Origin of the sequence: Bacillus sp. FJAT-49736, assembly GCF_018343615.1 — a bacterium.
GTDB lineage: Bacteria > Bacillota > Bacilli > Bacillales > Bacillaceae_C > Margalitia.
On record NZ_JAGYPI010000004.1, the window covers coordinates 94,696 to 119,754 of the forward strand.

The 25,059-nt window shown below is 37.5% G+C and carries 25 protein-coding genes; 12 read left to right on the top strand and 13 right to left on the bottom strand.

Annotated features, from left to right (window positions below; translation table 11 throughout):
• Positions 1-174: 174 nt before the first annotated feature.
• The gene (gene ahpF / locus KHA87_RS18550) at positions 175-1,704 is read right to left on the bottom strand and encodes an alkyl hydroperoxide reductase subunit F (RefSeq protein WP_213095676.1); all 1,530 of its coding nucleotides are present in this window, start codon (positions 1,702-1,704) and stop codon (positions 175-177) included.
• Between the two features lie 12 nt (positions 1,705-1,716).
• Entirely contained in the window at positions 1,717-2,280 is a 564-nt protein-coding gene (gene ahpC, locus KHA87_RS18555) for an alkyl hydroperoxide reductase subunit C (protein WP_213095677.1), read from the bottom strand.
• A gap of 406 nt (positions 2,281-2,686) precedes the next feature.
• On the opposite strand from ahpC, the gene KHA87_RS18560 reads away from it, so the two are divergent.
• Both KHA87_RS18560 and KHA87_RS18565 read left to right on the top strand, forming a co-directional pair.
• Entirely contained in the window at positions 2,687-3,676 is a 990-nt protein-coding gene (locus tag KHA87_RS18560) for a hypothetical protein (RefSeq protein WP_213095678.1), read from the top strand.
• A 15-nt stretch (positions 3,677-3,691) separates the two neighbouring features.
• A complete protein-coding gene (locus KHA87_RS18565; protein ID WP_213095679.1) occupies positions 3,692-3,952 on the top strand; it encodes a helix-turn-helix domain-containing protein in 261 nt (86 codons plus the stop codon).
• 113 nt (positions 3,953-4,065) lie between these two features.
• Here KHA87_RS18565 and guaC read toward each other — a convergent pair whose 3' ends face one another.
• The 3 genes from guaC to KHA87_RS18580 form a co-directional block, all read right to left on the bottom strand.
• Positions 4,066-5,049 (bottom strand): GMP reductase, encoded by a 984-nt coding sequence (gene guaC, locus KHA87_RS18570; protein WP_213095680.1) that lies wholly within the window; start codon positions 5,047-5,049, stop codon positions 4,066-4,068.
• A gap of 498 nt (positions 5,050-5,547) precedes the next feature.
• Positions 5,548-7,119 (bottom strand): M4 family metallopeptidase, encoded by a 1,572-nt coding sequence (locus tag KHA87_RS18575; RefSeq protein WP_213095906.1) that lies wholly within the window; start codon positions 7,117-7,119, stop codon positions 5,548-5,550.
• A gap of 371 nt (positions 7,120-7,490) precedes the next feature.
• Positions 7,491-8,558, bottom strand: coding sequence for a sulfite oxidase (locus tag KHA87_RS18580; protein WP_213095681.1), 1,068 nt, complete (start codon positions 8,556-8,558; stop codon positions 7,491-7,493).
• 152 nt (positions 8,559-8,710) lie between these two features.
• Here KHA87_RS18580 and KHA87_RS18585 point away from each other — a divergent pair, with 152 nt between their 5' ends.
• From KHA87_RS18585 to KHA87_RS18600, 4 genes are all read left to right on the top strand, one after another.
• Positions 8,711-9,877, top strand: coding sequence for a M20 family metallopeptidase (locus KHA87_RS18585; RefSeq protein ID WP_213095682.1), 1,167 nt, complete (start codon positions 8,711-8,713; stop codon positions 9,875-9,877).
• Between the two features lie 196 nt (positions 9,878-10,073).
• On the top strand, positions 10,074-10,841 hold the full coding sequence (locus tag KHA87_RS18590) for a transporter substrate-binding domain-containing protein (protein ID WP_213095683.1): 768 nt from the start codon (positions 10,074-10,076) through the stop codon (positions 10,839-10,841).
• Positions 10,842-10,895: 54 nt separating this feature from the next.
• Positions 10,896-11,555, top strand: coding sequence for an amino acid ABC transporter permease (locus tag KHA87_RS18595; protein WP_213095684.1), 660 nt, complete (start codon positions 10,896-10,898; stop codon positions 11,553-11,555).
• A complete protein-coding gene (locus KHA87_RS18600) occupies positions 11,548-12,270 on the top strand; it encodes an amino acid ABC transporter ATP-binding protein (RefSeq protein WP_213095685.1) in 723 nt (240 codons plus the stop codon). Before KHA87_RS18595 ends, KHA87_RS18600 begins: the two co-directional genes overlap by 8 nt.
• A gap of 45 nt (positions 12,271-12,315) precedes the next feature.
• Here KHA87_RS18600 and KHA87_RS18605 read toward each other — a convergent pair whose 3' ends face one another.
• Positions 12,316-13,101 carry a TetR/AcrR family transcriptional regulator gene (locus KHA87_RS18605; RefSeq protein ID WP_213095686.1) on the bottom strand — a complete coding sequence of 262 codons (786 nt, stop codon included), beginning with the start codon at positions 13,099-13,101 and terminating at the stop codon, positions 12,316-12,318.
• A gap of 186 nt (positions 13,102-13,287) precedes the next feature.
• Between KHA87_RS18605 and KHA87_RS18610 the strand changes: the two genes are divergently transcribed.
• Together KHA87_RS18610 and KHA87_RS18615 are read left to right on the top strand one after the other, a co-directional pair.
• Positions 13,288-14,166, top strand: a complete 879-nt coding sequence (locus tag KHA87_RS18610; protein ID WP_213095687.1) for an ATP-binding cassette domain-containing protein — start codon at positions 13,288-13,290, stop codon at positions 14,164-14,166.
• Positions 14,166-14,954, top strand: a complete 789-nt coding sequence (locus KHA87_RS18615; protein ID WP_213095688.1) for an ABC transporter permease — start codon at positions 14,166-14,168, stop codon at positions 14,952-14,954. Before KHA87_RS18610 ends, KHA87_RS18615 begins: the two co-directional genes overlap by 1 nt.
• A 41-nt stretch (positions 14,955-14,995) precedes the next feature.
• Here the strand turns inward: KHA87_RS18615 and KHA87_RS18620 are convergent, their stop codons facing one another.
• The gene (locus tag KHA87_RS18620; RefSeq protein WP_213095689.1) at positions 14,996-16,600 is read right to left on the bottom strand and encodes an FMN-binding glutamate synthase family protein; all 1,605 of its coding nucleotides are present in this window, start codon (positions 16,598-16,600) and stop codon (positions 14,996-14,998) included.
• A gap of 456 nt (positions 16,601-17,056) precedes the next feature.
• Between KHA87_RS18620 and KHA87_RS18625 the strand changes: the two genes are divergently transcribed.
• Positions 17,057-17,479 carry a DUF4064 domain-containing protein gene (locus KHA87_RS18625; RefSeq protein ID WP_213095690.1) on the top strand — a complete coding sequence of 141 codons (423 nt, stop codon included), beginning with the start codon at positions 17,057-17,059 and terminating at the stop codon, positions 17,477-17,479.
• 26 nt (positions 17,480-17,505) lie between these two features.
• Here the strand turns inward: KHA87_RS18625 and KHA87_RS18630 are convergent, their stop codons facing one another.
• Positions 17,506-17,946 (bottom strand): MarR family winged helix-turn-helix transcriptional regulator, encoded by a 441-nt coding sequence (locus KHA87_RS18630; RefSeq protein WP_481748381.1) that lies wholly within the window; start codon positions 17,944-17,946, stop codon positions 17,506-17,508.
• Positions 17,947-18,153: 207 nt separating this feature from the next.
• On the opposite strand from KHA87_RS18630, the gene KHA87_RS18635 reads away from it, so the two are divergent.
• Complete coding sequence (locus KHA87_RS18635; RefSeq protein ID WP_213095692.1) at positions 18,154-18,603, top strand: CBS domain-containing protein; 450 nt, start codon at positions 18,154-18,156, stop codon at positions 18,601-18,603.
• A 91-nt stretch (positions 18,604-18,694) separates the two neighbouring features.
• Positions 18,695-19,933 (top strand): MFS transporter, encoded by a 1,239-nt coding sequence (locus KHA87_RS18640; protein WP_213095693.1) that lies wholly within the window; start codon positions 18,695-18,697, stop codon positions 19,931-19,933.
• A gap of 37 nt (positions 19,934-19,970) precedes the next feature.
• Here KHA87_RS18640 and KHA87_RS18645 read toward each other — a convergent pair whose 3' ends face one another.
• On the bottom strand, positions 19,971-20,243 hold the full coding sequence (locus tag KHA87_RS18645; RefSeq protein WP_213095694.1) for an acylphosphatase: 273 nt from the start codon (positions 20,241-20,243) through the stop codon (positions 19,971-19,973).
• A gap of 266 nt (positions 20,244-20,509) precedes the next feature.
• On the opposite strand from KHA87_RS18645, the gene KHA87_RS18650 reads away from it, so the two are divergent.
• Positions 20,510-20,995: a PaaI family thioesterase gene (locus KHA87_RS18650; RefSeq protein WP_213095695.1), complete on the top strand. Its 486-nt coding sequence runs from the start codon at positions 20,510-20,512 to the stop codon at positions 20,993-20,995.
• A gap of 73 nt (positions 20,996-21,068) precedes the next feature.
• Here KHA87_RS18650 and KHA87_RS18655 read toward each other — a convergent pair whose 3' ends face one another.
• The 4 genes from KHA87_RS18655 to desA form a co-directional block, all read right to left on the bottom strand.
• Complete coding sequence (locus KHA87_RS18655; protein ID WP_213095696.1) at positions 21,069-21,191, bottom strand: DUF4023 domain-containing protein; 123 nt, start codon at positions 21,189-21,191, stop codon at positions 21,069-21,071.
• A 97-nt stretch (positions 21,192-21,288) separates the two neighbouring features.
• Positions 21,289-22,563 carry an MFS transporter gene (locus KHA87_RS18660; protein WP_213095697.1) on the bottom strand — a complete coding sequence of 425 codons (1,275 nt, stop codon included), beginning with the start codon at positions 22,561-22,563 and terminating at the stop codon, positions 21,289-21,291.
• A gap of 33 nt (positions 22,564-22,596) precedes the next feature.
• Positions 22,597-23,904 (bottom strand): alkaline phosphatase family protein, encoded by a 1,308-nt coding sequence (locus KHA87_RS18665; protein ID WP_213095698.1) that lies wholly within the window; start codon positions 23,902-23,904, stop codon positions 22,597-22,599.
• Positions 23,905-24,034: 130 nt separating this feature from the next.
• Positions 24,035-25,051 carry a Delta(5) desaturase DesA gene (gene desA, locus KHA87_RS18670; RefSeq protein WP_213095699.1) on the bottom strand — a complete coding sequence of 339 codons (1,017 nt, stop codon included), beginning with the start codon at positions 25,049-25,051 and terminating at the stop codon, positions 24,035-24,037.
• Positions 25,052-25,059 lie beyond the last annotated feature (8 nt).

Consider the following 25,059-nt stretch of genomic DNA (forward strand, 5'->3'; position numbering starts at 1 on the left):
CTTAAGAAAAGATGCCTCGAAACCAATAGTATATTGGGATGGAGAACAATATACGAAAAGTAAAAGTATATGTGAAAGCATTATGTCAAAACAAATATTATGGAAAAGGGAGAGCATGAATGAAATCAGCTCTCCTTTTTCAACAGGTTTTTTATATCCAACAAGTAGGATCATTTAGTTTCGAATTAAAAAATCGAATGCCCCTAATGCTGCAGTGGCACCGGATCCCATGGAAATGATGATTTGCTTATATGCGTTATCCGTACAGTCGCCTGCAGCAAATACTCCAGGAATGCTGGTTGATCCATGCTTATCTACAATGATTTCACCTATGCGAGTACGTTCAAGGGTTCCCTCTAACCAATCAGTATTAGGAACAAGACCAATTTGAATAAATATACCCTGCAATTCAATATGGCGTTCTTCTTCTGTTTCACGGTCCATGTAAGTAATACCGTTTACTTTATCCGTTCCGGTAATTTCCTTCGTTTGAGCGTTCTTGATTACCGTTACATTTGGAAGACTGTAGAGACGTTCCTGCAGAACAGAATCAGCTTTTAACTCTGCAGAGAACTCAAGAACGGTTACATGCTTCACAATTCCTGCAAGGTCAATTGCTGCTTCAATACCAGAATTACCACCACCAATTACGGCAACGTCTTTTCCTGCAAATAATGGTCCATCGCAGTGAGGGCAATAAGCAACACCCTTATTTTTAAATTCAGCTTCCCCTGGTACACCTATATTGCGCCAACGAGCACCTGTTGAAAGGATAACGCTCTTGCTTTTTAGTACTGCACCGTTTTCTAGTTTAATCTCGATTAAATCATTCTTTTCTAATCGTATAGCACGTTGTAACTTCATCACATCAATATCATATTCTTTCACATGCTCCTCTAGACTTGCAGCAAGCTTAGGACCTTCGGTGTATTTCTCGCTAATAAAGTTTTCGATACCAAGTGTGTCCATGATTTGACCGCCAAATCGTTCCGCAACAATACCGGTACGAATTCCTTTTCGTGCTGCATAGATTGCGGCACTTGCACCAGCTGGTCCGCCACCAACAACAAGGACATCAAATGGATCTTTATCAGCAAATTCAGATGCATCAGGAGCCGAGCTTATCTTAGCAAGAATCTCCTCTAATGACATACGGCCGCTTCCGAATGATTCTCCATTTAAGAATACCGTTGGTACTGCCATGATGTTTTTGCTTTCTGCTTCGTCTTTAAAGGCTGCGCCATCAATCATTGTGTGTGTAATGCCAGGGTTTAGAATGCTCATCAAATTCAAAGCTTGTACAACATCAGGACAATTATGGCAGCTTAAACTGATGTAAGATTCAAAGTGGTATTCGCCTTTAATAGCTTTTATTTGATCGATTACCTTTTCCTCCACTTTAGGAGCTCTTCCACTTACTTGCAAAAGAGCCAAAACTAACGAAGTGAATTCATGGCCAAGCGGGATACCTGCAAATGTTACGCCAGTGTCTTCGCCAATCCGGTTCACACCAAAGCTTGGTGTTCGCTGTAATGATGTATTCTCTACTTTAATTCTTGGAGACATGGTAGCTAATTCATCGACAAGTGCCAGCGTATCTCTAGAAACGTTATCGGCTCCTGCGCTAACTTTAAGCAGCACATCGCCCTCCATCATTTGGAGATATTGCGATAATTGTGCTTTTATATCTGCATCCAGTATCATTTGAAAAACCCCTTAAATTTTTCCTACAAGGTCAAGGCTTGGCTTAAGTGTTGCCGCACCTTCTTGCCATTTTGCCGGGCAAACCTCACCAGGATTGTTGCGAACATATTGTGCTGCTTTAATTTTGTTAATTAGTGTGCTTGCATCACGACCAATACCATCTGCATTAATTTCAATCGCTTGGATGACACCATCTGGGTCGATGATGAATGTTCCACGGTCAGCTTGTCCTAATTCTTCGATATATACATCAAAATTTCGAGAAAGTGTATGTGTAGGATCACCAATCATTGTATAAGTAATTTTACCAATCGCTTCTGAAGAATCATGCCATGCTTTATGTGTGAAATGAGAATCTCTTGAAGCTGAGAATACCTCTACACCAAGTTCTTGAAGAGTAGGGTATTGTTCTTGAAGATCTTCAAGTTCTGTTGGACAAACAAATGTAAAGTCTGCTGGATAGAAGCAAAGTACAGTCCAATGACCTTTAAAATCCTGTTCTGTAACTTCTAAAAACTCGCCATTTTTGTATGCTTGTGCTTTAAATGGTTGTACTTCTTTTCCGATTAGAGACATAATAAAAAATTCCTCCTATTTTATAGTTAATAACGAAATAAACAATAATGCTTTTTTATTATAATTCGTTATTTAAAATAATTTTAATTACATAACTATTATTATATACATTTTGCTTGGTTGTCAAGGAATTTGATAGGGATTTGTTATCTCATTGTATATTACTGTCGAAAGTAACGATAGTGTTGGGATGGTTTTTTACCTTTTATACTGACAGTTGAAAATGATTTATTGAGTATAAAATCAAATTTTCAATTAAAAACGTTATTTCTCAATTGATAGATTGATTAAAGAAGGTTAAACCTATTTTTGGAATTTATTTAACATTCAGCAAAACGTTTGTTATAATTAAATCGTAAGTAGTAAGTGATTGGTAAAAAATCCTAACGGGGTAAGGGGAATCGTAATGCGCGAATTTAGCTTAGCGGAGAATTTTGCCATAATTGCACTGAACGCTCAGGAAAGTACTCGTTTAACTAACTCAAAAAAAGTGTCGTTGCGTTGCTTAGCTGCAGCAGCAATTTTAGAAATATTTTTGGATAACCGTCTTACTAATAAGGAAGATTCGCTTATTTTTAAAAAGGAAGATCTGAATTCGCTTAATTTCCATCAGCAATCTGTGCTAAAAGCCTTGTTTGGTAAAAATGAAACTTTAAGTGAAGCCCTTCCTATATTCCTTGCAAAGGTTGTTAAATTATCCAAAAGGGCATTAGAAGCCGTCGAGGAAGCTTATGCATTTACATTAATCCGAGAAGGTGCGATGGAAGAGATTCCTGCACTTATTAACTGTGATTTGGAATTTATAACGTCAGGTATTTCAGTAAAAGAATACCGTAGTAATGGTGAGATTTTTACAAGATTAACGGAAGGTCTTCGTGCTGAGATTTTGGAAGAAGGCCCCTTAACAGATGAAACTATTAGTATGCTATGGTTATTAAGGGAAAGCGGGAGTCTATATGACCTTTTCACAAAAGAGGAATTGAAGCATGTTGCAACGAGGGTATATGAATTATTGACAAACAGTTCATTGGGGAAATTAATTTTGCCAATTGATATTCATAAAACAGTAGAAACAGCTGTTAAGAATTTTTTAAAGATAAAAAAGGAAATGATGTCCACACCATCGGGTACAGGACTAGGCTATGTGTTTCCTATTATAGAACGATCACAGTTTATCTTTATTGATACGGAAGAGTACTTTCCTAATAACAAACAGCGTCTACACAACGTGATAGATAGATTAAAAAAGAATGGTCATAATGTGACGGTAATACGTGAGGGGAATATTCCGCTGATTAAAATTGATAATATTCTTTATCAAGCAATGCCACATGCTAAAAATTATAGAATTCCCGTTCATGGGGTGCGTTTATTAAAATATCCATTATCTTTATAACAAGGGGGAAAGGATTTGTCCCGTCAACGTTCCATGGAAAAAATTCTTGCATCGGAATACGTATCTATTGGGGAATTGGTTCGTATAACTGGATCTCGATACAGTACTTTAAAATTTTATACAGAGGAAGGGATGCTTCCTTTTGAGCAAGAAGAAGAAAAGATGACTAGAAGATTTCCAAGAGAAAAAGCCATTACCAGAATAAATGAGATAAAAGAATTAAAAAGGCAGGGGCTAAGTATTCCGGAAATAAAAGAAAAAATCACTGGAAAATGATAATATGTAAAATTATATATAACAAAAGACAGGAAATGGAATCCTGTCTTTTGTTCAAACGAGAGAAGTAAAAACAAAGAGATTGATCTTTCTGTTTTTAATCATAATGATGATTAGTATACTTTATCTCCATTAAAAATAGAATTTTTGACCACAACATAATCTACATTACGAATAGCATCGAGCTTATTGCCGCCTGCATAAGAAACCGATGATTGAAGATCCTGCTCCATTTCGATTAGAGTATCAATCAAACGACCTTTATGCTCAACAAGCATTTTCTTTCCTTCTACGTTTTTTCTTTCTCCTTTTTGAAACTCTGAAGCAGAACCGAAGTATTCTTTGTATAGCTTGCCGTCCTTTTCTACTGTTTCACCAGGTGATTCCTCATGTCCTGCAAAAAGAGAACCAATCATGACCATGGATGCACCAAATCGAATAGATTTTGCAATATCCCCGTGGGTACGAATGCCACCATCGGCAATAATTGGCTTGCTTGCTGCCTTAGCACACCAGCGCAATGCTGCCAGTTGCCAGCCTCCAGTTCCAAATCCTGTTTTAATCTTGGTGATGCATACCTTTCCAGGTCCAATGCCGACCTTTGTTGCATCTGCCCCAGCATTTTCTAGTTCTCTTACAGCTTCAGGAGTTCCAACATTTCCTGCAATAACGAAGCTTTCTGGAAGATGCTTTTTAATATGCTGAATCATTTTGATAACGGCATTAGAATGCCCGTGGGCAATATCAATTGTAATGAATTCCGGCACAAGCTTTTCCGCTGCTAATTGTTCAATGAAAGAATATTCCTCTTCTTTTACTCCGACACTAATAGAAGCGATTAACCCTCTAGACTTCATGTCCTTTATAAAAGCATGTCTCTTTTCTGGCTCAAACCGGTGCATTATATAGAAGTATCCGTTTTCCGCTAAGAATAGGGATATTTTCTCATCGATAATCGTCTGCATATTTGCGGGAACAACTGGTAATTTAAAAATATGTCCGCCTAAAGTAACGGTTGTATCACATTCAGAACGGCTATTAACAATACATTTGTTTGGAATCAACTGAATATCTTCGTAATCAAATACATTTTCCATGGATTTCACCTCTAAACACGAATATTAATCGTGTGTTATATATAAACGTTCGTATATTTTAAATGTACATTATTTTAGTCAGTATGTCAAAGTTTTTAAAAAATAAAAGAACGCTATATCTCAGATCCATGTATATAGTGTAGTCCTCTTGGGAGGTCTTGCAGCTTTTTGCCCAAAATTCAATACACACAAAATTTAATTGATTCATTTCCAAAAGATAAGACGAAAGGGCATTATTGGATTGAGGAGAAACATCTAAGCTGTATGATACCGAAAATATAACGGATCGTGATACAAAAGTTATTGGTTCCTGCACTAACTGCAGTACTCGGGTGCTTTGCTTTTTGGCGGGGAAACTGTGGAATAAGATCGAAATGGAAAGTTGGAATACAGGTGTAGGTGTAAATGGTTAATTGTAATGGTAAATATTCACTTTCCTCTTTAATAACGGAACGGGTAGGAGAAAGACTCCTACCCGATATATTATTATATTCTTCATTAATTGACGCCAACCTGGCTCCAAGCAGTAGCAACTGAATTGGCAGTTGCCGAACCATACAAGTCCTGGGCAGCTTGAACTAATGCCTGACGGGCACTGGAAAAACTGCTGTTTGGAGTTAAGTAGACAGTAAGAGCGCGATAATAGATTTGCTCCGCTTTCGTAATTCCAATGCTTGTTATTGTATTATACGCAGCCTTATTTGGAATACCACTGTTAGTATGAACACCGCCCCAGTCGCCTGCTTGAGTAATCGGCAGATTTTGATAGTTTCTCATATGATCAGGCTGGCCATATTGGGTTGGATTGGATAAGCTTCTAAGTGCATCGCCTGGAATTCCTGGTGTATATACATCTTCGCCTATTAACCAATCATTTGGATCTAAGAAATACCCAAATACATCGGAAAACGATTCATTTAATGCGCCTGGTTGAGCTTGATAGGCTAAATTAGCAGTAGTTTGTGTAACGGCATGGGTTAATTCGTGTGCCACAACATCTAATGCACCAGATAATTGGGTAAATGTTCTGCCGTCACCGTCACCATATATCATTTGGTTCCCGATCCAGGCAGCATTGTTATAATTTGATCCATAATGTACAGTGGAGATAATGTCTGCTCCTCTATTATCATAGCTAAGTCTTTTAAACTTACTATAATAATAGTCAAATACCTTCCCGGCATAATAATGGGCATCCACTGCTGCTCTCTGTTTTGTGGTAGTAAACTTATTTGTTGAAGAAGTTACATAATAACCAGGTAGACTATAGTCCCCGCCATTATTATTATCCAAGGTCTCGATTACGCCATTCATTGGTTTGGAAGTATCTATTAAATAATAAGTATTATTATAGAAATAGGTATTTAAGGATTTTGTATCTCCTAGGACACCTGTACCAGACCCTACTGCTTCATAGACTTGATTCACTGCTTTCAGAACCTCGCCAGTTTCTGCATTCACCCAAATTTGCCAATTAGCTGGATATGGTTCAGAGAACTGTAATTGAACATGATAAGCAAGCGTGTAGACATCATTTTCATTCAAAACAACCAGGTCAGACGTTTCTGTTAAAGCACTTTTATCACCATGCATCGACTTGATTGTTTTAGCGGCATCTTTCCGGTCTATTTTAATATGCTTCCAAGCTATATCTAGTGCATCTTTTTTGGATAGTTTTTTCATTTGCTTTACATTCTTTGGTGCATCAGCATTAAATTCCCCGTTTACTGCAGTAATATTACCGTCTTTATCTGTATGAACGATCACCTTTGATTGGTCAATCGGGATGTTTTGGATGCTAGGTTGAAAAACATAATGGTTCATTCCTAGTTCATCTGTGTTCTTCTCCACAAAAACTAGATTAATAGAGCTATTTTCGCCAAAAATATCGGGATTATTTTTTAGGAGATTTTTTGCATCCTTTTCTGAATTTACTTTTTCTGATACGATTTTCCCTCGAATAAAGGAGGATCTTTCCTGTTTTAGCTGACTCTTTACCTCTGGCTTTACTCTCCAGGTTGAGTCCATGGTTTGTGCTGACACTGCCCCACTAGTCCCCACCAGTGTCATGCTTAAGGTTAAAGCTCCAATCACCGTTTTCCAATTTCTTTTCTTCAAAAATACTCCTCCTTAACCTGTTGTTTTCAACTGCTTTTTTATCTTAATATGGTTTTTCCTTGAAGAAAAGATAAAAATTTATAATATTGTGAAAATGATGATTTTTTACCATGAAATCCACAAATGGCTAGTTTAATGGTGGTAAAAAGGGTGGGAGATGATAAGAAAATATGAGGATTCATGGCTATTTTTTTGTATGGGAATAGGAAAATTTCTGGGGCTGTAAAAAGTAGTGGTTGGTAGAGCTTTTTATATATAGAAAAATGCCCCAAGTTGGTCTTGGGACACTTCATCAGGTAATTTTTATTTTGTTATAAACTAAATTATTCTATCTTTACTTGTACACGGTCAATGGCATTATAGCCGTATCCTTTTCGATTCCAAAAGGGCTCCATTGGCTGGGTGCGGTTATAAGTATCAGTCGCCTTTGATAGGATCGTGTATTCTCCTTTTTCCGATACGGTCCATTTATAGGACCATGAAACCCATTCATACAAAGAGGGATTCCTAGTTTCAATGATTGCATCCTTCCATGTTAGCCCATTATCTGTGCTAATTTCGATCCTTGCGATAGAACCCTTTCCTGTCCAGGCTATACCCTTAACTAAATGATTGCTTGTATTAAGAACCTGCATATCGTATGGTTTTTGAATAGTGGAATTTACATTTAAGCTCGTAACAGGGTAAGAATCTGCATCGCTATCCTTATGAGGATAGTAAACGTAGTCTATAGATTGAAATGGTCCTTTAAATTCCCGGTCTATCACAGTAATTTGTTTGATCCATTTGACAGAAGCCATTGAATACCAATCTGGAACAATTAATCTTAGCGGAAAACCGTGCTTAAAGGGAATTGGCCGATGATTATATTCATAAGCAATGATGGTGTTGGGATGTAGTGCCTTTTCCAGAGGGATGCTTCGAGCATAACTATATATGGAATCAAGATCTTTTCTTTCTCCGTAGTCAAATCCTTCTACTATAACTTCCTTTGCATTATTATTTAACTCCACAAGCTCAAGAAGAGTTTGTAATGAAACACCTTTCCAATAACCTTGACTGATACCGCCTTTTTCCCATTGTTCTCCAAATACCTTAGGTCTAAAAAGACTCCGTTTGTCTCCGGAGCATTCGAGTACTACTTTCATGGTTTTGGCAGGAAAATGAATGATATCATGCATGGAAAAAAGTATAGGTTTTTTAACAGCCCCATTTATAGGCAATATGTAATTTTGTGAAAGTGTTGGATAAGGAAAATGGTTCCGTCTATAAAAATATGGTGAGCTTACAGTGTTTTTCTTTAAAAACTCAATAGGAGTTTCTTGATTTTCTGGAATCAGACTATGAGTCTTTAAAAAAGGTCGTACAAAGGAATGTGGCTTATAACTCATAACTTCCTCCTTACTAAAATAGTTAATAAATATGTATGTTTGCCAAATTGGAAATAGAAATATTGTTGAAAGTATATTTGTATAGTATTGTATATTTATAAGTTAAACTATATATTTATTAATTTTTGTATTTCAAATTAGGAGGAATAGGGATGAAAGACCTTTTAAAAGCACAAATAGAAAATTTGCAGGAAAAGCTATGGGAGATGAGTGATTATTTGTATTATCATCCTGAACTGGGAGACCAGGAGTATAACTCTATGCAGCTGCTTGTCAATTTTCTGGAGGAACATCAATTTTCCGTTGAAACAGGTATTGTCGGTCGTACAACAGCGTTTAAGGCAGTATACGATAGTAAAAAGAGCGGACCAACTATTGCATATTTATCCGAGTATGATGCATTACCAGGGATTGGCCATGGGTGCGGACATAATATGATCGGCACGATGAGTGCAGGAGCAGGAGTGCTTTTAAGTAAAGTAATCGATCAAATTGGGGGACGTGTAGTGGTACTTGGAACGCCAGCGGAGGAAACGAATGGTGCCAAGGTTCCAATGGCAGAGCAGGGAATCTTTGATGATATCGACGCTGCCATGATATTGCATCCATCCGATGAATCCTATGAAAGCGGTGAATCGTTAGCAATGGACGCGATTCAGTTTGATTACCGCGGCCAATCAAGCCACGCTGCGGCAGCACCTGAACAAGGCATTAATGCACTGGATGCGGTCATTCAATTATTCAATGGGGTTAATGCACTTCGCCAACACGTAACTTCCGATGTTAGAATTCATGGAATAATTAAAGAAGGGGGTCTTGCTGCTAATATTGTACCTGACAAGGCAGTGGCCCAATTTTATGTTCGTGCAAAAGACCGTGGTAATTTGAATGAAGTAGTGGAAAAGGTAAAGAATATTGCAAATGGAGCAGCTTTAATGACTGGGGCTAAGCTTACTATCGAAAATTATGAATTAAGCTATGATAATATGATAACCAATCAAACATTATCACAGTTATTTACAAAGAATCTACTAAGCTTAGGTACCGCGGAGGTCAAGAAGGCAAAGGATTCATATGGTTCCATTGACATGGGGAATGTAAGCCAGGTTGTTCCTGCAATTCATCCATATATTGGTCTGGATTCCCCGGGGCTTTGTGCACATACACAGGAATTTGCGGATAAAACAATTACAGATAACTCTCATAAAATCTTGTCAAAAGGAGCTGTAGCTCTTGCGTTAACAGGCTATGATTTACTTTCGAATAAGGAAGAATTGGAAAAAGTCCAAAAAGAATTTCGAAAAGCGGTAAATGTATAATTTGTTAAGGGAGTGCCTCTTATGGAGGTGCTCTTTTTTATTCTTATGGATGCATATATATTAAGATGTTAGAAAATTTAAATTTATATTTATACGCTTTTCAAGTATGAAAATGTATGTTAATATTCATTATGTTGCATAAAAATACATTTATATTAATAAAAATAAATACTGAAAAATAGGGAGGACACTATTTATGAAAAAGCTTTTATTATTGTTATCTATAATACTTTCTGTCTCATTATTAGGAGCATGTGGTCAAAGTAAGAGTACTGGAGCAAATGGTGATAACAATAAAAAGGTATTAATAATGGGAACATCGGCTGACTTTCCGCCTTTTGAAACGCGAGATATAAATGGGAATATTGTCGGGTTTGATGTGGATCTTGGTAAATACATCGCAAAAAAACTAGGGTACAAATTGGAAGTTAGAGATATGAAGTTTGATGGTTTAATAGGAGCTTTACAAGCAAAACGTGTAGATATGGTGATATCTGGGATGTCCGCGACAGATGATCGCAAAAAAAATGTAGATTTCTCCGATGAATATCATCATTCTGGTGAAATGTTCGTTACCAAGAAAGATTCTTCTATTAATTCAGTGAATGATTTGAAAGGAAAAACGGTAGGCTTCCAATTAGGGTCGATTCAAGAAGAAGGGGCCAAAAATCTGCAAAAAACGGTGAAATTTAATACAAAGGCATTAGATGATGCTACTGCAATCATTCAAGAATTATTATCTAACCGTATTCAAGTAGCTTATTTAGATAAGTCTGTTGCGGAAGGTTATATTAAAAAACAAGGATTAGCTGGCTTTAATGATCCCACTTCGAGCTCACCTGGAATGGGAATTGCTTTTCCAAAAGACAGCAATCTAGTTAACGATGTAAATAAGATACTAAAAGAAATGCAAGATAACGGAAAAATGGATGAGTTAAAGGCAAAATGGATAAAGAATAATTAATGCATTTTTATTCATATTGTGCACTTAAAGGAATATGGAAAAGAGGTGTAAGGCATGAATTTAGACTTTAGTCAAATTGTGCCTTATATTCCTTTTATCTTAAAAGGAATATGGGCAACGATAAAACTTGTTATTATTGCAATTATATTTGGTTTTGTTTTTGGAACAATATTAGCATTATGTAAGATTACTAGAATAAAGATTCTGCAATGGCTGGCAGATGCTTATACATCTGTATTTCGGGGAACTCCGTTAATTTTGCAATTAATGATTATTTATTTTGCTATTCCGCAATTAACCGGCTATGATATTTCTGCCTTTTTGTCCGCCATTCTAGCCTTTGGTTTAAATTCCTCTGCTTATGTTTCGGAGATTATAAGAGCGGGAATTCAAGCAGTGGATAAAGGACAAACAGAAGCAGCCATGGCTCTTGGTATACCATATCGGTTAATGATGAAGGATTTAATTATGCCACAGGCATTGAAAAATATCTTGCCTGCTTTAATGAATGAGTTTATTTCCTTAACGAAGGAATCAGCGATTGTTTCCACTATTAGTTATTTGGATCTTATGCGTCGGGCACAGGTGGTTGGTGCAAAATTATACCGAAACTTTGAACCATTAATTTTCGTAGGTTTAATCTATTGGGTGCTCGTTCTAATTTTAACGCTGCTAGGTAAATGGGTAGAAAGGAGAATGAAGTATAGTGATTAAAGTAGAAAACCTTTCTAAAAAGTTTGGGAAAAACGAGGTTTTAAAAAATATTTCTACGAGCATAAATAGTGGGGAAGTAGTCTCCATCATAGGTCCTTCTGGGTCCGGTAAATCTACTTTACTGCGTTGCTTGAATCTTCTTGAGAAGCCTAGTGAAGGAACCGTAATGGTATATAATCAAGACATTACCAATCCGAAAACAAATATTAATAAAATTCGTCAGCAAATCGGGATGGTTTTTCAGCATTTTCATTTATTCCCGCATATGACTGTTTTGGAAAATTTAACTTATGCCCCAATGAAGGTAAAAGGAGAATCTCGTCAGGTTGCTGAAACGAAGGCACGGGAATTATTATCTAGAGTAGGTTTAACGGAAAAAGAGAATGCCTATCCTAATAATCTTTCCGGCGGACAGAAGCAACGTGTTGCTATCGCGCGTGCTCTTGCAATGGAACCTAAACTAATGCTATTTGATGAACCGACGTCCGCATTAGATCCGGAAATGGTAAAGGAAGTGCTTAATGTAATGAAGGACCTGGCCCAATCGGGAATGACAATGGCCATCGTAACTCATGAAATGGGCTTTGCAAAAGAAGTGGCGGATCGGGTGTTATTCTTAGATAATGGGGTCCTTCTGGAAGAAGGTAAACCAGAGGATTTTTTCAACTCCCCTCAGACAACGAGAGCGAAAGAGTTTCTGGAAAAAGTTTTATAGAGAAAGAATAAAAATAAGAGTGTTCATTGGAACACTCTATTTTTATTATCTTTGAGATTCTTTAAATGTCAGATAGTGCTCGATCCCGTCCAGTATTCTTTCAAGACCAAAATCGAAATCATCTCCAACTGTATTTTCTTCAACATATTCATCGGTATATGCCCCAGACATTAGAACAGGGTAAAGATCTGGATAGCGTTCTTTAGTAATTAATTTTTTTAGTGCAGCACTATAGTCACGGCCACTTATTTCGCTCGGGCTTTTCCCCGCTTGAATAGCCATGCTCATGTCTTTCATTATGATACCGCACCAACGTGAATATCCACTCAAAAGAAGAACAATAGACATTTTTTCATAATCATTGAGGGGGAGACCTCTAGTAGTACGGAGCGCTACGTCCACTATTTTAAGCTGGTTGGGTGTGATGGGAACGCTTGTAATAGGAATGTCACCAAACCAAGGATGGTCTTGAAAGACTTTGATACAAATCTTCACATACCGTCGCATTCTTTCCCGCCAATCTAATCCTTGTTCCTCTTCGGGATATGGTATATCAGAAACCTTATCTTGCATTAATAAAAGTAAATCATCCTTACTAGGAACATATCGGTAGAGTGACATTGCTGTGAAGCCTAAAGATGAAGCTACCCGGTTCATGGATAGAGCAGAGAGTCCTTCCTTATCAGCAATTTCAATAGCAGCTTGAACAATTTGTTTAATACTAAGTTCTCTTTTGGGTCCTCTTTGTGGTTGTTTGCCCAATCCCCAGCTTATCGCAATGCCAGATGGCAAGCTCTCTAACTCGTGATCAATTTTGTCCTTATCTTTCATGTTCATTTCACCTCAGGTTTGCATCATTTACTCTAATTTCCTATCTCCATCTGTTAAGAAATGAATAAGTACATTTTTTAAATTTTTTGGTTGCACATTAATTGTATATGTAATATACTGTGTATGCAATAAACTGTTTATATAATAAACGTAAGTGTTTTCAGATATCAAAGGAGGAATACACGGATGGGCGAAATATCTATTGAAGTTAAAAATCTTCAAAAGAAATTCGGGCAACAGTTGGTTTTAGACGGTATCGATCTAACTGTTTCAAAAGGGGAAATATTTGCGCTGTTGGGTCCAAACGGTGCGGGAAAGACGACAATTATAAATATTTTATCGACATTAGTAGCACCAGATGGTGGTTCCGCATATGTAGCAGGCTATGATGTAGTTCGAAACAAGGAAGAAGTACAAAATGCCATTAGTTTAACAGGTCAGTTTGCAGCTGTAGATGAAATGTTAACTGCCGAGGAAAATTTAAAAATGATGGGGAGACTTTCCGGCCTTTCGCGAGTAGAATCACAACTGCGTACAAAAGAGCTATTAGAATATTTTGATTTAATAAAGGTAGCTCGGAATCGGGTGAAAACTTATTCTGGAGGAATGCGCAGACGTTTGGATCTTGCTGTCAGCTTAGTAGTACACAAACCGATTATTTTTTTAGATGAGCCAACAACCGGTCTTGATACTCGCAGTAGAAGAGCACTTTGGGATACTATATTGCAATTGGCGTCAGAAGGAGTAACGGTATTTCTTACAACACAATATTTAGAAGAAGCAGATCAGTTGGCGGATACGATTGCCGTTATTTCAAAGGGTAAAATTGTAGCGCATGGAACACCGGAGGAAATGAAAGCTCGGATAGGAAATGAAACCATTGAATTACGAAATGAGCAGGATGAAATTATTCATGAGATCCCTACCAAAGGTAATGTCTTGGAGGTTAAACAAATTCTTGAGGAACTGACAAGTAGCATTCCACAAGGAACACGAGTAAGTATTCGCAAACCTAGCTTAGATGATGTGTTTATATCATTAACTTCGGAAAAGGAGAGAGTTTAATGACAAATTTCATCGCGCAGAAGAAAAAACCTTCGTTATGGACGACAAGTTCTGTGTTCATTGGCAGAAGTATGCTTCATAGCTTACGCAACATAGAGGCTTTAATGATGGCTATTGTACTTCCGATTATGCTTATGCTACTGTTCACCTATGTGTTTGGAGGTGCTCTCGACCCAAGCGGACAATATGTAAATTATGTAGTGCCGGGAATTATTTTGTTATGTGCCGGATTTGGATCCTCTCACACTGCTGTAGATGTATCCACTGATATGACAAATGGTATTATTGACCGATTTAGAGTAATGCCCATTCGTAGCATAAATGTTATTACGGGCCATGTTGTGGCAAGCTTAGCTCGTAATCTTCTTGCATCAGGTGTAGTAATATTAATAGCCTTGCTTGTCGGATTTCGGCCAACAGCAAGTGTTTGGGAGTGGTTTGCAGCAATAGGGGTAATTGCTTTATTTATTCTGGCTTTCACATGGCTTTTCGCAAGTATCGGTATTGTTGCCAGCACACCTGCAGCAGCTAGTGGATATGGGTTTATTCTATTGTTTCTTCCTTATCTCTCGAGTGCGTTTGTGCCAACTAGTACAATGCCAAAATGGCTTCAGGGAGTAGCGGAAAATCAGCCTATTACACCTGTGATTGAAACGATTCGAGGATTACTTACCGGTGGAGATATAGGTAACTATGTTTGGTGGGCAATTGGATGGTGTCTGTTTATCCTTTTTCTAGCTATTCTGTGGGCAGCCTGGTCCTTTAATAGAAAGGCAGGTCGACGTTAGAAAAAATTAATAGCGGCTTGGAATATTCAAGCCGCTATTATTTATCCTATTTCTATTTGTCGTTGAATCTCATTTAATATACTTTCTAATGAATAGACTACACCTTTGTCATCCTTATACATAATATTTTTAGGGGAAAAGTGAACAGGTGATTCCAGTCCTGCAGCTGCTGAAATTCGAAATAATCCTTTTCGTAATGTAATTAAATAATTTGCGACGCGGTGTTTCTTTTCATCGATGACAAGTGCCTTCTGCAAATCTGGATCCGTAGTGGCGACACCGACAGGGCAAGTATTAGATTGACATTTTAATGTTTGAATACATCCGACTGAGATCATAAATCCCCTAGCAATATTGATTAAATCTGCGCCCATAGCCAAAGCAATAGCTACCCGATCCGGTGTGAACAGTTTTCCAGAAGCAATGATTTTGACACGGTCGCGGACTCCATATTTTTTTAAAGTGGAAACAAGGATAGGAAGTCCCGAACGAATAGGCAATCCAACACTATCCATTAATTCCTGATAGGAGGCACCAGTTCCACCTTCACCTCCATCTACTGTAATAAAATCTGGACCCATTCCGGTTTCTTTCATATATTTAGCCAATTCCTCGGCGCTGTCGTTTCCTCCGATTACCATTTTTAGGCCGACTGGCTTTCCGGTGGTCTCCCGAATTTTATCTATAAACTTCAACATCGTTGGAATATCGCTGAATTGTCGGAAACGATTTGGACTATCGACTGATTTATATGGCTCTACTTTACGAATTTCTGCAATCTCCGGAGTAACCTTTTCTGCGTCAATATGCCCCCCGCGCGCTTTTGCCCCCTGTGCAAGCTTAATTTCAAATGCTTTTATTTGAGGAATTTCACTTTTCCTTTTTAGCTCTTCCCAATTGACATCCCCCTCCTTATTGCGAATTCCAAAAAGGGCAGGACCGATTTGCATAATAATATCCACTCCACCTTCCAAATGGTAAGGTGACAATCCGCCTTCTCCTGTGTTCATCCACGTTCCTTTTGCAATCGCCAATCCTTTTGATAATGCAGTTATAGCATTTTTTCCCAAGGCACCATAACTCATGGCAGACATGCCAATTAACCCTTTAAGAACAAAAGGATGCCTTGTATTAGGTCCAATCACAACTGCATCATCATCGTGAAGCAAGTAGGCAGATGATAGATCTTCCTCCAGCTTTTCCTCACGCTGTGAAAATAGAGGATCCTTAATAAGCAGATATCTATGTGTTAATGCCATTGTTTCTTGATCTACCTTTAACTCTTCTGTTAGCTTTGGAAACATATCATTTCGAACATAATAACCTTCGCCCTCAAAATCGCGCTTCGATCCGAAGCCAATAACGTCACGCTTGTATTTTGCACTTCTTACAATATGTTCATAATCATCCCTTGAAAAAGGCTTTCCTTCCGTGTCACTATTGAACCAATACTGCCGCATCTCCGGTCCGATTTTTTCAAAAAAATAGCGAACCCTTCCAAGTGCCGGATAATTTCTCAAAATTGAATGCATTTTTTGATTGCGGTCAAACACCATAAAATAAATAAGAAAAATCACAAGTGATAACACGAAAAGTATTATAAAAATAAATCCAATAATGATTATGATATTTGCAGCTAAATTCATGATTGTCCTCCTGTAGGTTAAAATTCCCTATGGATTAATATGAACGGACATAAATTATTTATACAAATGCTAGATAAAACAACCGATTTATACATAAATTCCTCTTTCATCGAAAGACTTTGTCAAATGCATAAATACTCCAATCAAGTGTTAAGAAATTTTAGGGGGGCTTACTTCCTGAAGGAATCTGATTAAATTGTTAAATGTTTGAAAATGAAGAAGTAGAGTATACATTTTGGAATATAACTATATGGAGTAGGAATTGGTTAGGCCTTTAGAAGGAATTTTCATTTTGTATGTCTGTTTCATTATCTTTTCGGACCTTCTAAGCATTTTTATACAGTTAACAGGATATTATAGAGAGGAAATATCATTCCATTGACGAAATATATAATGTGAAACTTTCACATGTTTCCAAACGTAAGGTATAGGTATAAATCCAAAAGGGGGAAGAAGATGAAACGAACAGCTGAGATTACATTATCCATTATTGGGGTTGTTATCAGTGCATTTGTTGGAGGAGCAGTTGCATTAATAGGAGCTTTATTTAAAAATGAGTCTTTTCAGGAGCAAATTAAAAATGAAATGGAAAATGATCCGGATTTAGGTGCCGTTGACCCTTCCAGTGTATTAAATGCAGTTGGTAATGGTAGCTGGTGGATTGTTATAGCTTCATTAGTTGGAATTATTTTAGGTATTTTAGCTGCTGTGTATCTTAAAGGAAATAAAAAACCGAAACTGGCAGGAATATTGCTAATAATTGCTGCGGTTATATCTGTAATAATGACTGTAGGAGTAAATTGGCTGCCAGGAATATTGTTTCTGATTGCAGGAATCTTAAGCCTAGCAAGAAAGCCAAAAAAAGTAATAGAGGAATAAAAGACTTGTCTTATCGGCAAGTCTTTTTAATCTTTATTGGCAAATGCTTGATTAAATTTGTTTAACAGCTTGCCAAATTGCTGGCGTTCTTCATCAGACCAGCCATTTATTAGCCCTTTTAATTTTTCTACCCGTTCCTGTTTATATTTTTCTAACTCCACCTTACCACTCTCCGTTATTTGATAAAAATAGGCTCTTTTATCTAATGGATCCGGAACTTTATAAACATACCCCTTCGATTCTAAAGCTGCTGCCTGTCTGCTTACAGTGGATATATCTAAGTGGTATTCCTTTGCTAATGTCTTAACACCTGCGGAGCCGCAAAATGAGATATTATGCAATAAAAGGTATCCAGATCGATCGAGGTCGCTGTTTCTTTTATCAGGGGTAACAGACGTAATGTATCGAACTAAGGTTGCTAGTTCAAATTGAATCGTTTCTAAAGAATGTTCCTGCAAACTTACCACCTCACTGATAATACTGCTCTATGAATAGGATAACTTCTCCACTGTATTTGTCAAATTGCGTGGTGTCTGAAGATATCGTGGTGGAATGAAAGGAAGGAAAAATGGAGTATTGACATTTAGGAAAATAATTGTATTATACAATCATAAGGTTGTATGATACAATCACTTTAAGAGGGGGAATTTTATTAGACCATAGGGGGAATACGTATGCAGGCACATGAAATAATGATTACTCATGTTTATAAGGTGAAGGAAACGGATACTGTTCGTTCTGTTATCGAAAAGTTTATTGAGCATGGTATCAGCGGACTACCAGTGGTTAATGACAGAAACGAAATCGTCGGGTATATCAGTGATGGTGATATCATGCGTTATATCGGCAAGAATACGGATATCGTTATTGACTCCTTTTATTATATAAATGTAATAAAAGGGGAGGAATTTGAAGAAAGGGCCAGGAAAATACTGGACCTTAATGTAATGGAAATATCCAAAACAAGAGTAATAAAAGTTGCTTGGAATGAAGAAATTGATAAAATCGCAGCTATTTTAGGAAAAAGAAAAATCAAAAAGCTTCCGGTAGAACGTAATGGCGTATTGGTTGGAATTATTAGTCGTGGAGATGTTATCCGGAATACATTTAAATCTATTCTATAGTTTTATTTTTGCAATTATACCGTACCGTTTTTCTTTAGGTGAAACCATCTAATCCAAAACAATATATTAACAAACAAGGAGTTTTGCTTACATGTCATCTGTCTCACATAAGGCAATAAAAGCAGGAAACGAGTCCCTGCATTCAGAGCCGAGTTTACTAAAACAGCCTAAAGCAGTTTGGGCCGTATTTTTTGCGTGTATTATAGCATTCATGGGGCTAGGTCTTGTCGACCCGATTCTGCCGGCTATTGCTAAAAATATGAATGCAACACCAAGTCAAGTCACCTTACTTTTTACAAGCTATAATGCAGTTATGGCTATTGCGATGCTTATTACTGGGGCCATTTCTTCAAGACTTGGCATCAAGTGGACATTGCTTGTAGGGATTGTTATTATTGCTATCTTTTCATTATTAGGAGGTCTATCGAATAATATATGGGCTCTTGTAGGCTTACGTGGGGGCTGGGGTCTTGGAAATGCGTTATTTGTTGCGACTGCCTTAGCTGCAATCGTATCTCTTTCTAATAGCGGTACAGCAAAAGCAATTATTTTATACGAGGCAGCGATTGGTCTTGGGATTTCCGTTGGTCCATTACTCGGAGGTTGGTTGGGCGGCATGTCATGGAGAGGACCATTCTTAGGGGTTGCATCCTTGATGGTTGTTGCTTTTATTGGATTAATTTCATTAATGCCAAAGCAACAAACTACAAACAATCAACCAGCAGCTAAATCGAAAACATCCTTATTAGATCCATTTCGTGCTCTTAAGCATCGTTCTCTTTTAGTGTTTGGTATTGCCGCAGCACTATATAACTTCGGCTTTTTTACATTATTAGCTTATGCTCCATTTGTTATGAATCTAGATGAGCATGGCTTAGGATTTGTATTCTTAGGCTGGGGTATTTTACTTGCTATTACATCTGTTTTTATGGCTCCAAAATTACAACAGGCCTTTGGAACAGTGAAATCTATGTGCATAATGCTATTCCTATTTGCTGTCGTTTTATTAGCAATGGGAATATGGACATCCACGCAATGGGTGATTATTGCCGCAGTAATTTTTGCAGGTGCACTATTAGGGAATAATAATACATTAATTACCACAGCGGTAATGAATGCAACGAATGTGGAACGGTCAACCGCTTCTGCTGCGTATAGTTTTTTACGTTTCTTAGGTGGGGCAATCGCACCTTATTTAGCGGGTAAATTAGGTGAGATTAATTCACACATACCATTTTATGTTGGAGCAGGATTTGTTCTCGTTTCCGTATTATTTATTTTAGCAAATGCCTCTCATGTAAAACATGTGGACCATGTAAGTGGCCACTGATAATGCAGAAGGACTTCCTTTATGGAGGTCCTTTTTGTTAATAAAGAACCTTGAATTTTTTAAATCCCTTTGAATCGTCTGTTATTTCTACTCGAAGGTCATCTATTTTTATAAAAGGGTTCAATCCTTTTTTCATGGAGTTAATCAAAATATTTAATTCATCCTTCGTTCCTTCAGCTACTATTTCAACTGTGCCATCCGCAAGATTTTTAACCCAGCCGGTAATTCCCAATGAAATTGCTTTTTGTTGAATGGTAAAACGAAATCCTACACCCTGTACCTTTCCTATAGCAATAATATGGGCAATCATTTATATCCTCCTTTTTTAAAAAGGCTCTTTTCTTATTCCTGGTTGCTTTTTCAGACAAAAATCTAAGTAATGATCTAGCTTGTGGTAATGGAAGTTTATAGCCTTTGTAAGAAAAGATGCCCTGAGCAAAGAAATATTACGATTTATAACAATATACGCAAAACCAATACGAAAACATAATAAAGAATTAATAGAGGTCTATATGGATAGCTCCATCATATAACAAAACAATATGTTATACTATTCTGAAAAGGGGAGGGATATAAGTGGAAGAATTAGTGAAAAAAGCGATCCAGGATGATTATCCTGATGATTTTGCATGGTGTTATGGCTGCGGAAGATTAAATGAGGATGGTCACCATTTTCGTACTGGATGGCAAGGGGAGAATACTCAAACTATCTACATACCTCGCGAGGAACATACTGCACTTCCGGGGTTTGTGTATGGTGGGTTAATTGCTTCATTAATTGATTGTCATGGAACAGGGTCTGCAGCATTGGCATTACATCGAAAAAATGGACATGAACCCGGTGATGGTTCTGAGCCGCCTCGATTTGTAACAGCGTCCTTAAAGGTAGATTTCATCAAGCCTACTCCACATGGTGTTCCATTAAAAGCGGTTGGAAAAGTGGAAGAAATCCATCCAAAGAAATGGAAGGTAAACGCAGAAGTATATGCTAATAATACACTTTGTGCCCGTGGAGAAGTTGTTGCAGTTGTAATGCCAAGTACTTTTTTAAAAAAAGAATAGACAGTTAAAAAGGATACCTTTTATCATGAAGGTATCCTTTTTTCCTTATTTTATCAAGTCTACAACCTTGCTCTTAATCGTGTTTGTTGTTTGGCAACTTCATGTCAGGGTGGCCCTTGCCTTGCTTCTTTTTATTTTCCTTATCCTTTTTTTGTGTATCATGAAGCTTTTCAACAAATTGATGTGTATTTTCCAAACTTTTTCCTCCTTGAAATTGGACTTCGATTGTTACTTTTTCCATCCAATATCAAAATAATACGCAAAAAACGGGATCCAAGCAGCTGAGTGTGGTCTTACACTGCTTCTTGGTTTGCTGGCAACTCCTTCTTGTCACTTGGCACCTTCATAAGAATGATGGCACCTATGATAAATAACAGAATAAGACTAAATACTCCACTGTTTGTTTTACCAGTTATTTGCGCGGTAACAGCTACTAATAGAGGCCCCATGATGGAAGCAAAGTTGCCAAAAATATTATAGAAGCCAAAAAACTCATTCGCATTTTTCTTAGGAACAAGCTTCGCGAAATAGGACCTGCTTAATGCTTGAATTCCCCCTTGTGAAGAGGCTACGAGCATGGCTAATATCCAAAAGTCCAATGTCGTTTTTAAAAAGTAAGCATACGTACACACAATCATATAGACAATAATGCCAACAAATAGCATTTTTTTACCTGAGAATCTCTCTGCTAATTTTCCGTATAAAATTGCAAATGGAGCTGCAACTACTTGTGTTACAAACAAAATAACCAACAAATTATTAGAATCGATGCCTAAATCCGTACCGTACGCAGTTGACATAGTGATGACCGTTCCAACACCATCAATATAGAAAAAATAGGCGAGGAGGAAAAGAAACAACGAACGGTATTTTCGAATTTCTTTCATGGTCTTGCCAAGTCGCTTAAAGCTATTCACAACAGGGTTTGGTTCTCGTTCAATATAATAGCGCTGGAAGACATTACGGAACATTGGAATAGAAAAAACCGCCCACCAAACAGCAGTAATCAGAAAAGCAATTTTGCTCGCAGCTGTAACGGTAATAGGCAAAATATTAGATTGAGCTAAAATGATTATCGCGATACTGATAATAAACGGAATCGTACTGCCGATATATCCGAAGCCAAAGCCGCGTGCGGATACTTGGTTCATCCGTTCTTCTGTCGTTATATCGACAATAAAAGCATCATAAAATACATTGGCACCAGAAGCACCTACAGCAGCTATTGTATAGGCGATTAATAAAAGCAGCCACTGGTCACTAGGAATAAACGCAAGAAGTGCGGTAAAGGAAACACCTAAAATAAAAAAGAATGTAAAAAAACGTTTTTTATACCCTTGATAGTCTGCAATTGTTCCTAAAATAGGTCCCAGCATCGCTAAAATAAATGTAGCAATCGCAACGGTATATCCTAAGTAGGCAGTAGAGTCTGCACCACTAATTCCAGCTTTTGTGGCTGCGGCTTTGTAAAAAAGCGGAAAGACTGCCGTTGAAATAATAATAGAGTAGGCAGAATTAGCCCAATCATAAAAGACCCAACTGTTTTCTTCCTTTGTAAAACGTTTCATCCCCATAGCCCCCTTTGGGTAATTGAATTGATTTTATAAAGTTAAAATTTCATGTAGAATTGTTCCATCTGTTTTTCCAAGATCAAGGCCAAGTAATCTTGCAAATGTCGGGCCTTCATCCACAAGATGCATGGATGGGATAATGGTATTTGTACGTATTCCTCTTCCAGAGGCGATGAAAACCGTCGTATAATCTTGCTTTTCCGGAGAGTAGCCATGAGATGCAATCGTGTATTTTTTCATCCTTACATCCTCTTCAGAAATATCATCAATATATGCCCCCTCTAATCCTTCCGTAAAGTAGAACCCCTTAATGGCCTCCAGCATTAGAAATGCTTGATGATCAGCCCCTTTTGTTAGTATTTCTTCTTTATTAATGACCTTTTCGATGCCGTGTTGTGTGTCTTGTACCAGGTTGACGAAGAGCTGTTGTACACTGGCCTTTGTACCTTCATCCTTCTCATCTTTGATGTAAATATAGGCGGAGCCATCACAGCTCTTGCAGTATGCTTTCCAATCGGTGACTTTTCCGCGCTTATTTATGTGAATCAGCCCATGCTTACGTAGCAATACGTTTATCTTCACAGCTTTAGACTCATCTAAAGCACTATGGTCACCAAGTACAATAATAGTGGACTTTTCATAAATTTCACTGCTCTTTAATGCTTGCACTATGCGCCCCAGCCTGTTATCATGCCGCCGTAATGCTTCTTGAGCTTCCTCCGAGGAAAACCCATGATAATGGCGCTGTGTATCCAAGTCCGTAAAATGAACGAGCATTAGATTGGGCTTTTTTGCTTGAATGGTTTGGACAGTGGATTCTAGTACAAAATCATCCAGTTCAGGCTGGCTTAAACCTTTACGAATGTGCCCGAAACGGCGATTCATGTCCAATTGGTAAAGCGGACTGCCACTGGATAATGAGATGGTAATTTGATTCTGCCACCGACGATTTGCAAAAATCTCCGGCATATTGTAGTCAATATTCGCTTTTGCTGTTACTGGCCATAACAATGCTGCAGTGGTCATCTTTGCTTTTTTTGCTTCATCATATAAAGTAGTTCCTTTTACATAACGGCGGTACCAATACCAATCCGGTGAAGAATTTCCAGGCTGTAATAATGTATTATTAATAACACCATGCTTATTGGGGAATTTTCCGGTTACAATAGTTGCGTGGCATGGGTATGTAACAGAAGGATAGATTGTTTCTACATTCTTGCAAAAGGTATTATGTTTTAAAAGCTCTTGAAAATGCGGAAGCTCCTGAATAGCAGGAAAATCTAATGAAGATAAACAGTCAAATGATATGACAATTAAGTGGTCTGTTAGGCGTTGCATAACGGCCTCCCTAGAATATGCTATATATTTAAATATAATGGAAAATTTACAATTTAGGAACACCTTTTTGGTGCCTAAAAAGAAGAATATAAACAAAAAAGACAGATGTGAAATACATCTGTCCATTATATTAATGCTGACTTCGAAGAAACTTCTGAATATCACGATGTCCGATAAATTTCTTTGACTTTTCATCCCAAAGTTTAAAAGTAAGGGATTTTAAACTTGTCCATAGCGTTAAGGTTGGAACCTCTTGAAGACGCTTATCACTTCTATGTGCTTTTTCGAGTTGATAATTTGGAACATTAGAATTCAGGTGATGGACATGATGAAAGCCGATATTACCAGAAAACCATTGTAAAACCTTGGGAAGCTTATAGAAAGAGCTCCCTTTTAAGGCCGCCTCCACATAGTTCCAGTTATCTCCGTTTTCAAAATATCCGTCTTCAAATTGATGTTGGACATAAAATAACCAAACCCCTGAAAACGCTGCGATATAAAAGAGCGGCAATTCTACTAAAATAAATGCCTTCCATCCAAGGGTAAAACCTAGTAACAAAACGATTGTAGCTAAAATGATATTAGTCATCCAGACATTTCTTTTCTCTTTTTTGGAAGCATTTTTTCGATTAAAACGATAGGAAATAAGAAAAAGATACAATGGTCCAAATATAAACATTACAATCGGATTTCGATATGTGCGATACAATAATCGCTTGAGCCAAGGAGCTTGTGCATATTCCTGTAGCGTGAGTGTCCAAATATCACCGTCGCCACGTTTTTCTAAATGACCATTAGTAGCATGGTGCAAATTATGGCTATTCCTCCATTGTTCATATGAACAGAAAGTAAGGATCCCTGTTATCGTACCGACAATTTTATTTGCTTTCCTGTTTTTGAAAAAGGAATGGTGGGTACAATCATGAAAAATAATAAAGGTTCTGACTAAAAATCCTGCTGCTGGAATTACACATAAAAGTGTTAACCAAAATGATATTTGGAGGCTAAGATAAGCCAACACCCATAAGATAATAAATGGTCCGATAGAATTAATAATCTGCCTTATACTTGCCGATATACGTGGTTTTTCATATATTTCTAGTTTGTTTTTCCACTCACGAAGGCTATTCTTCGTCTGTTTTTCCATAATACCTT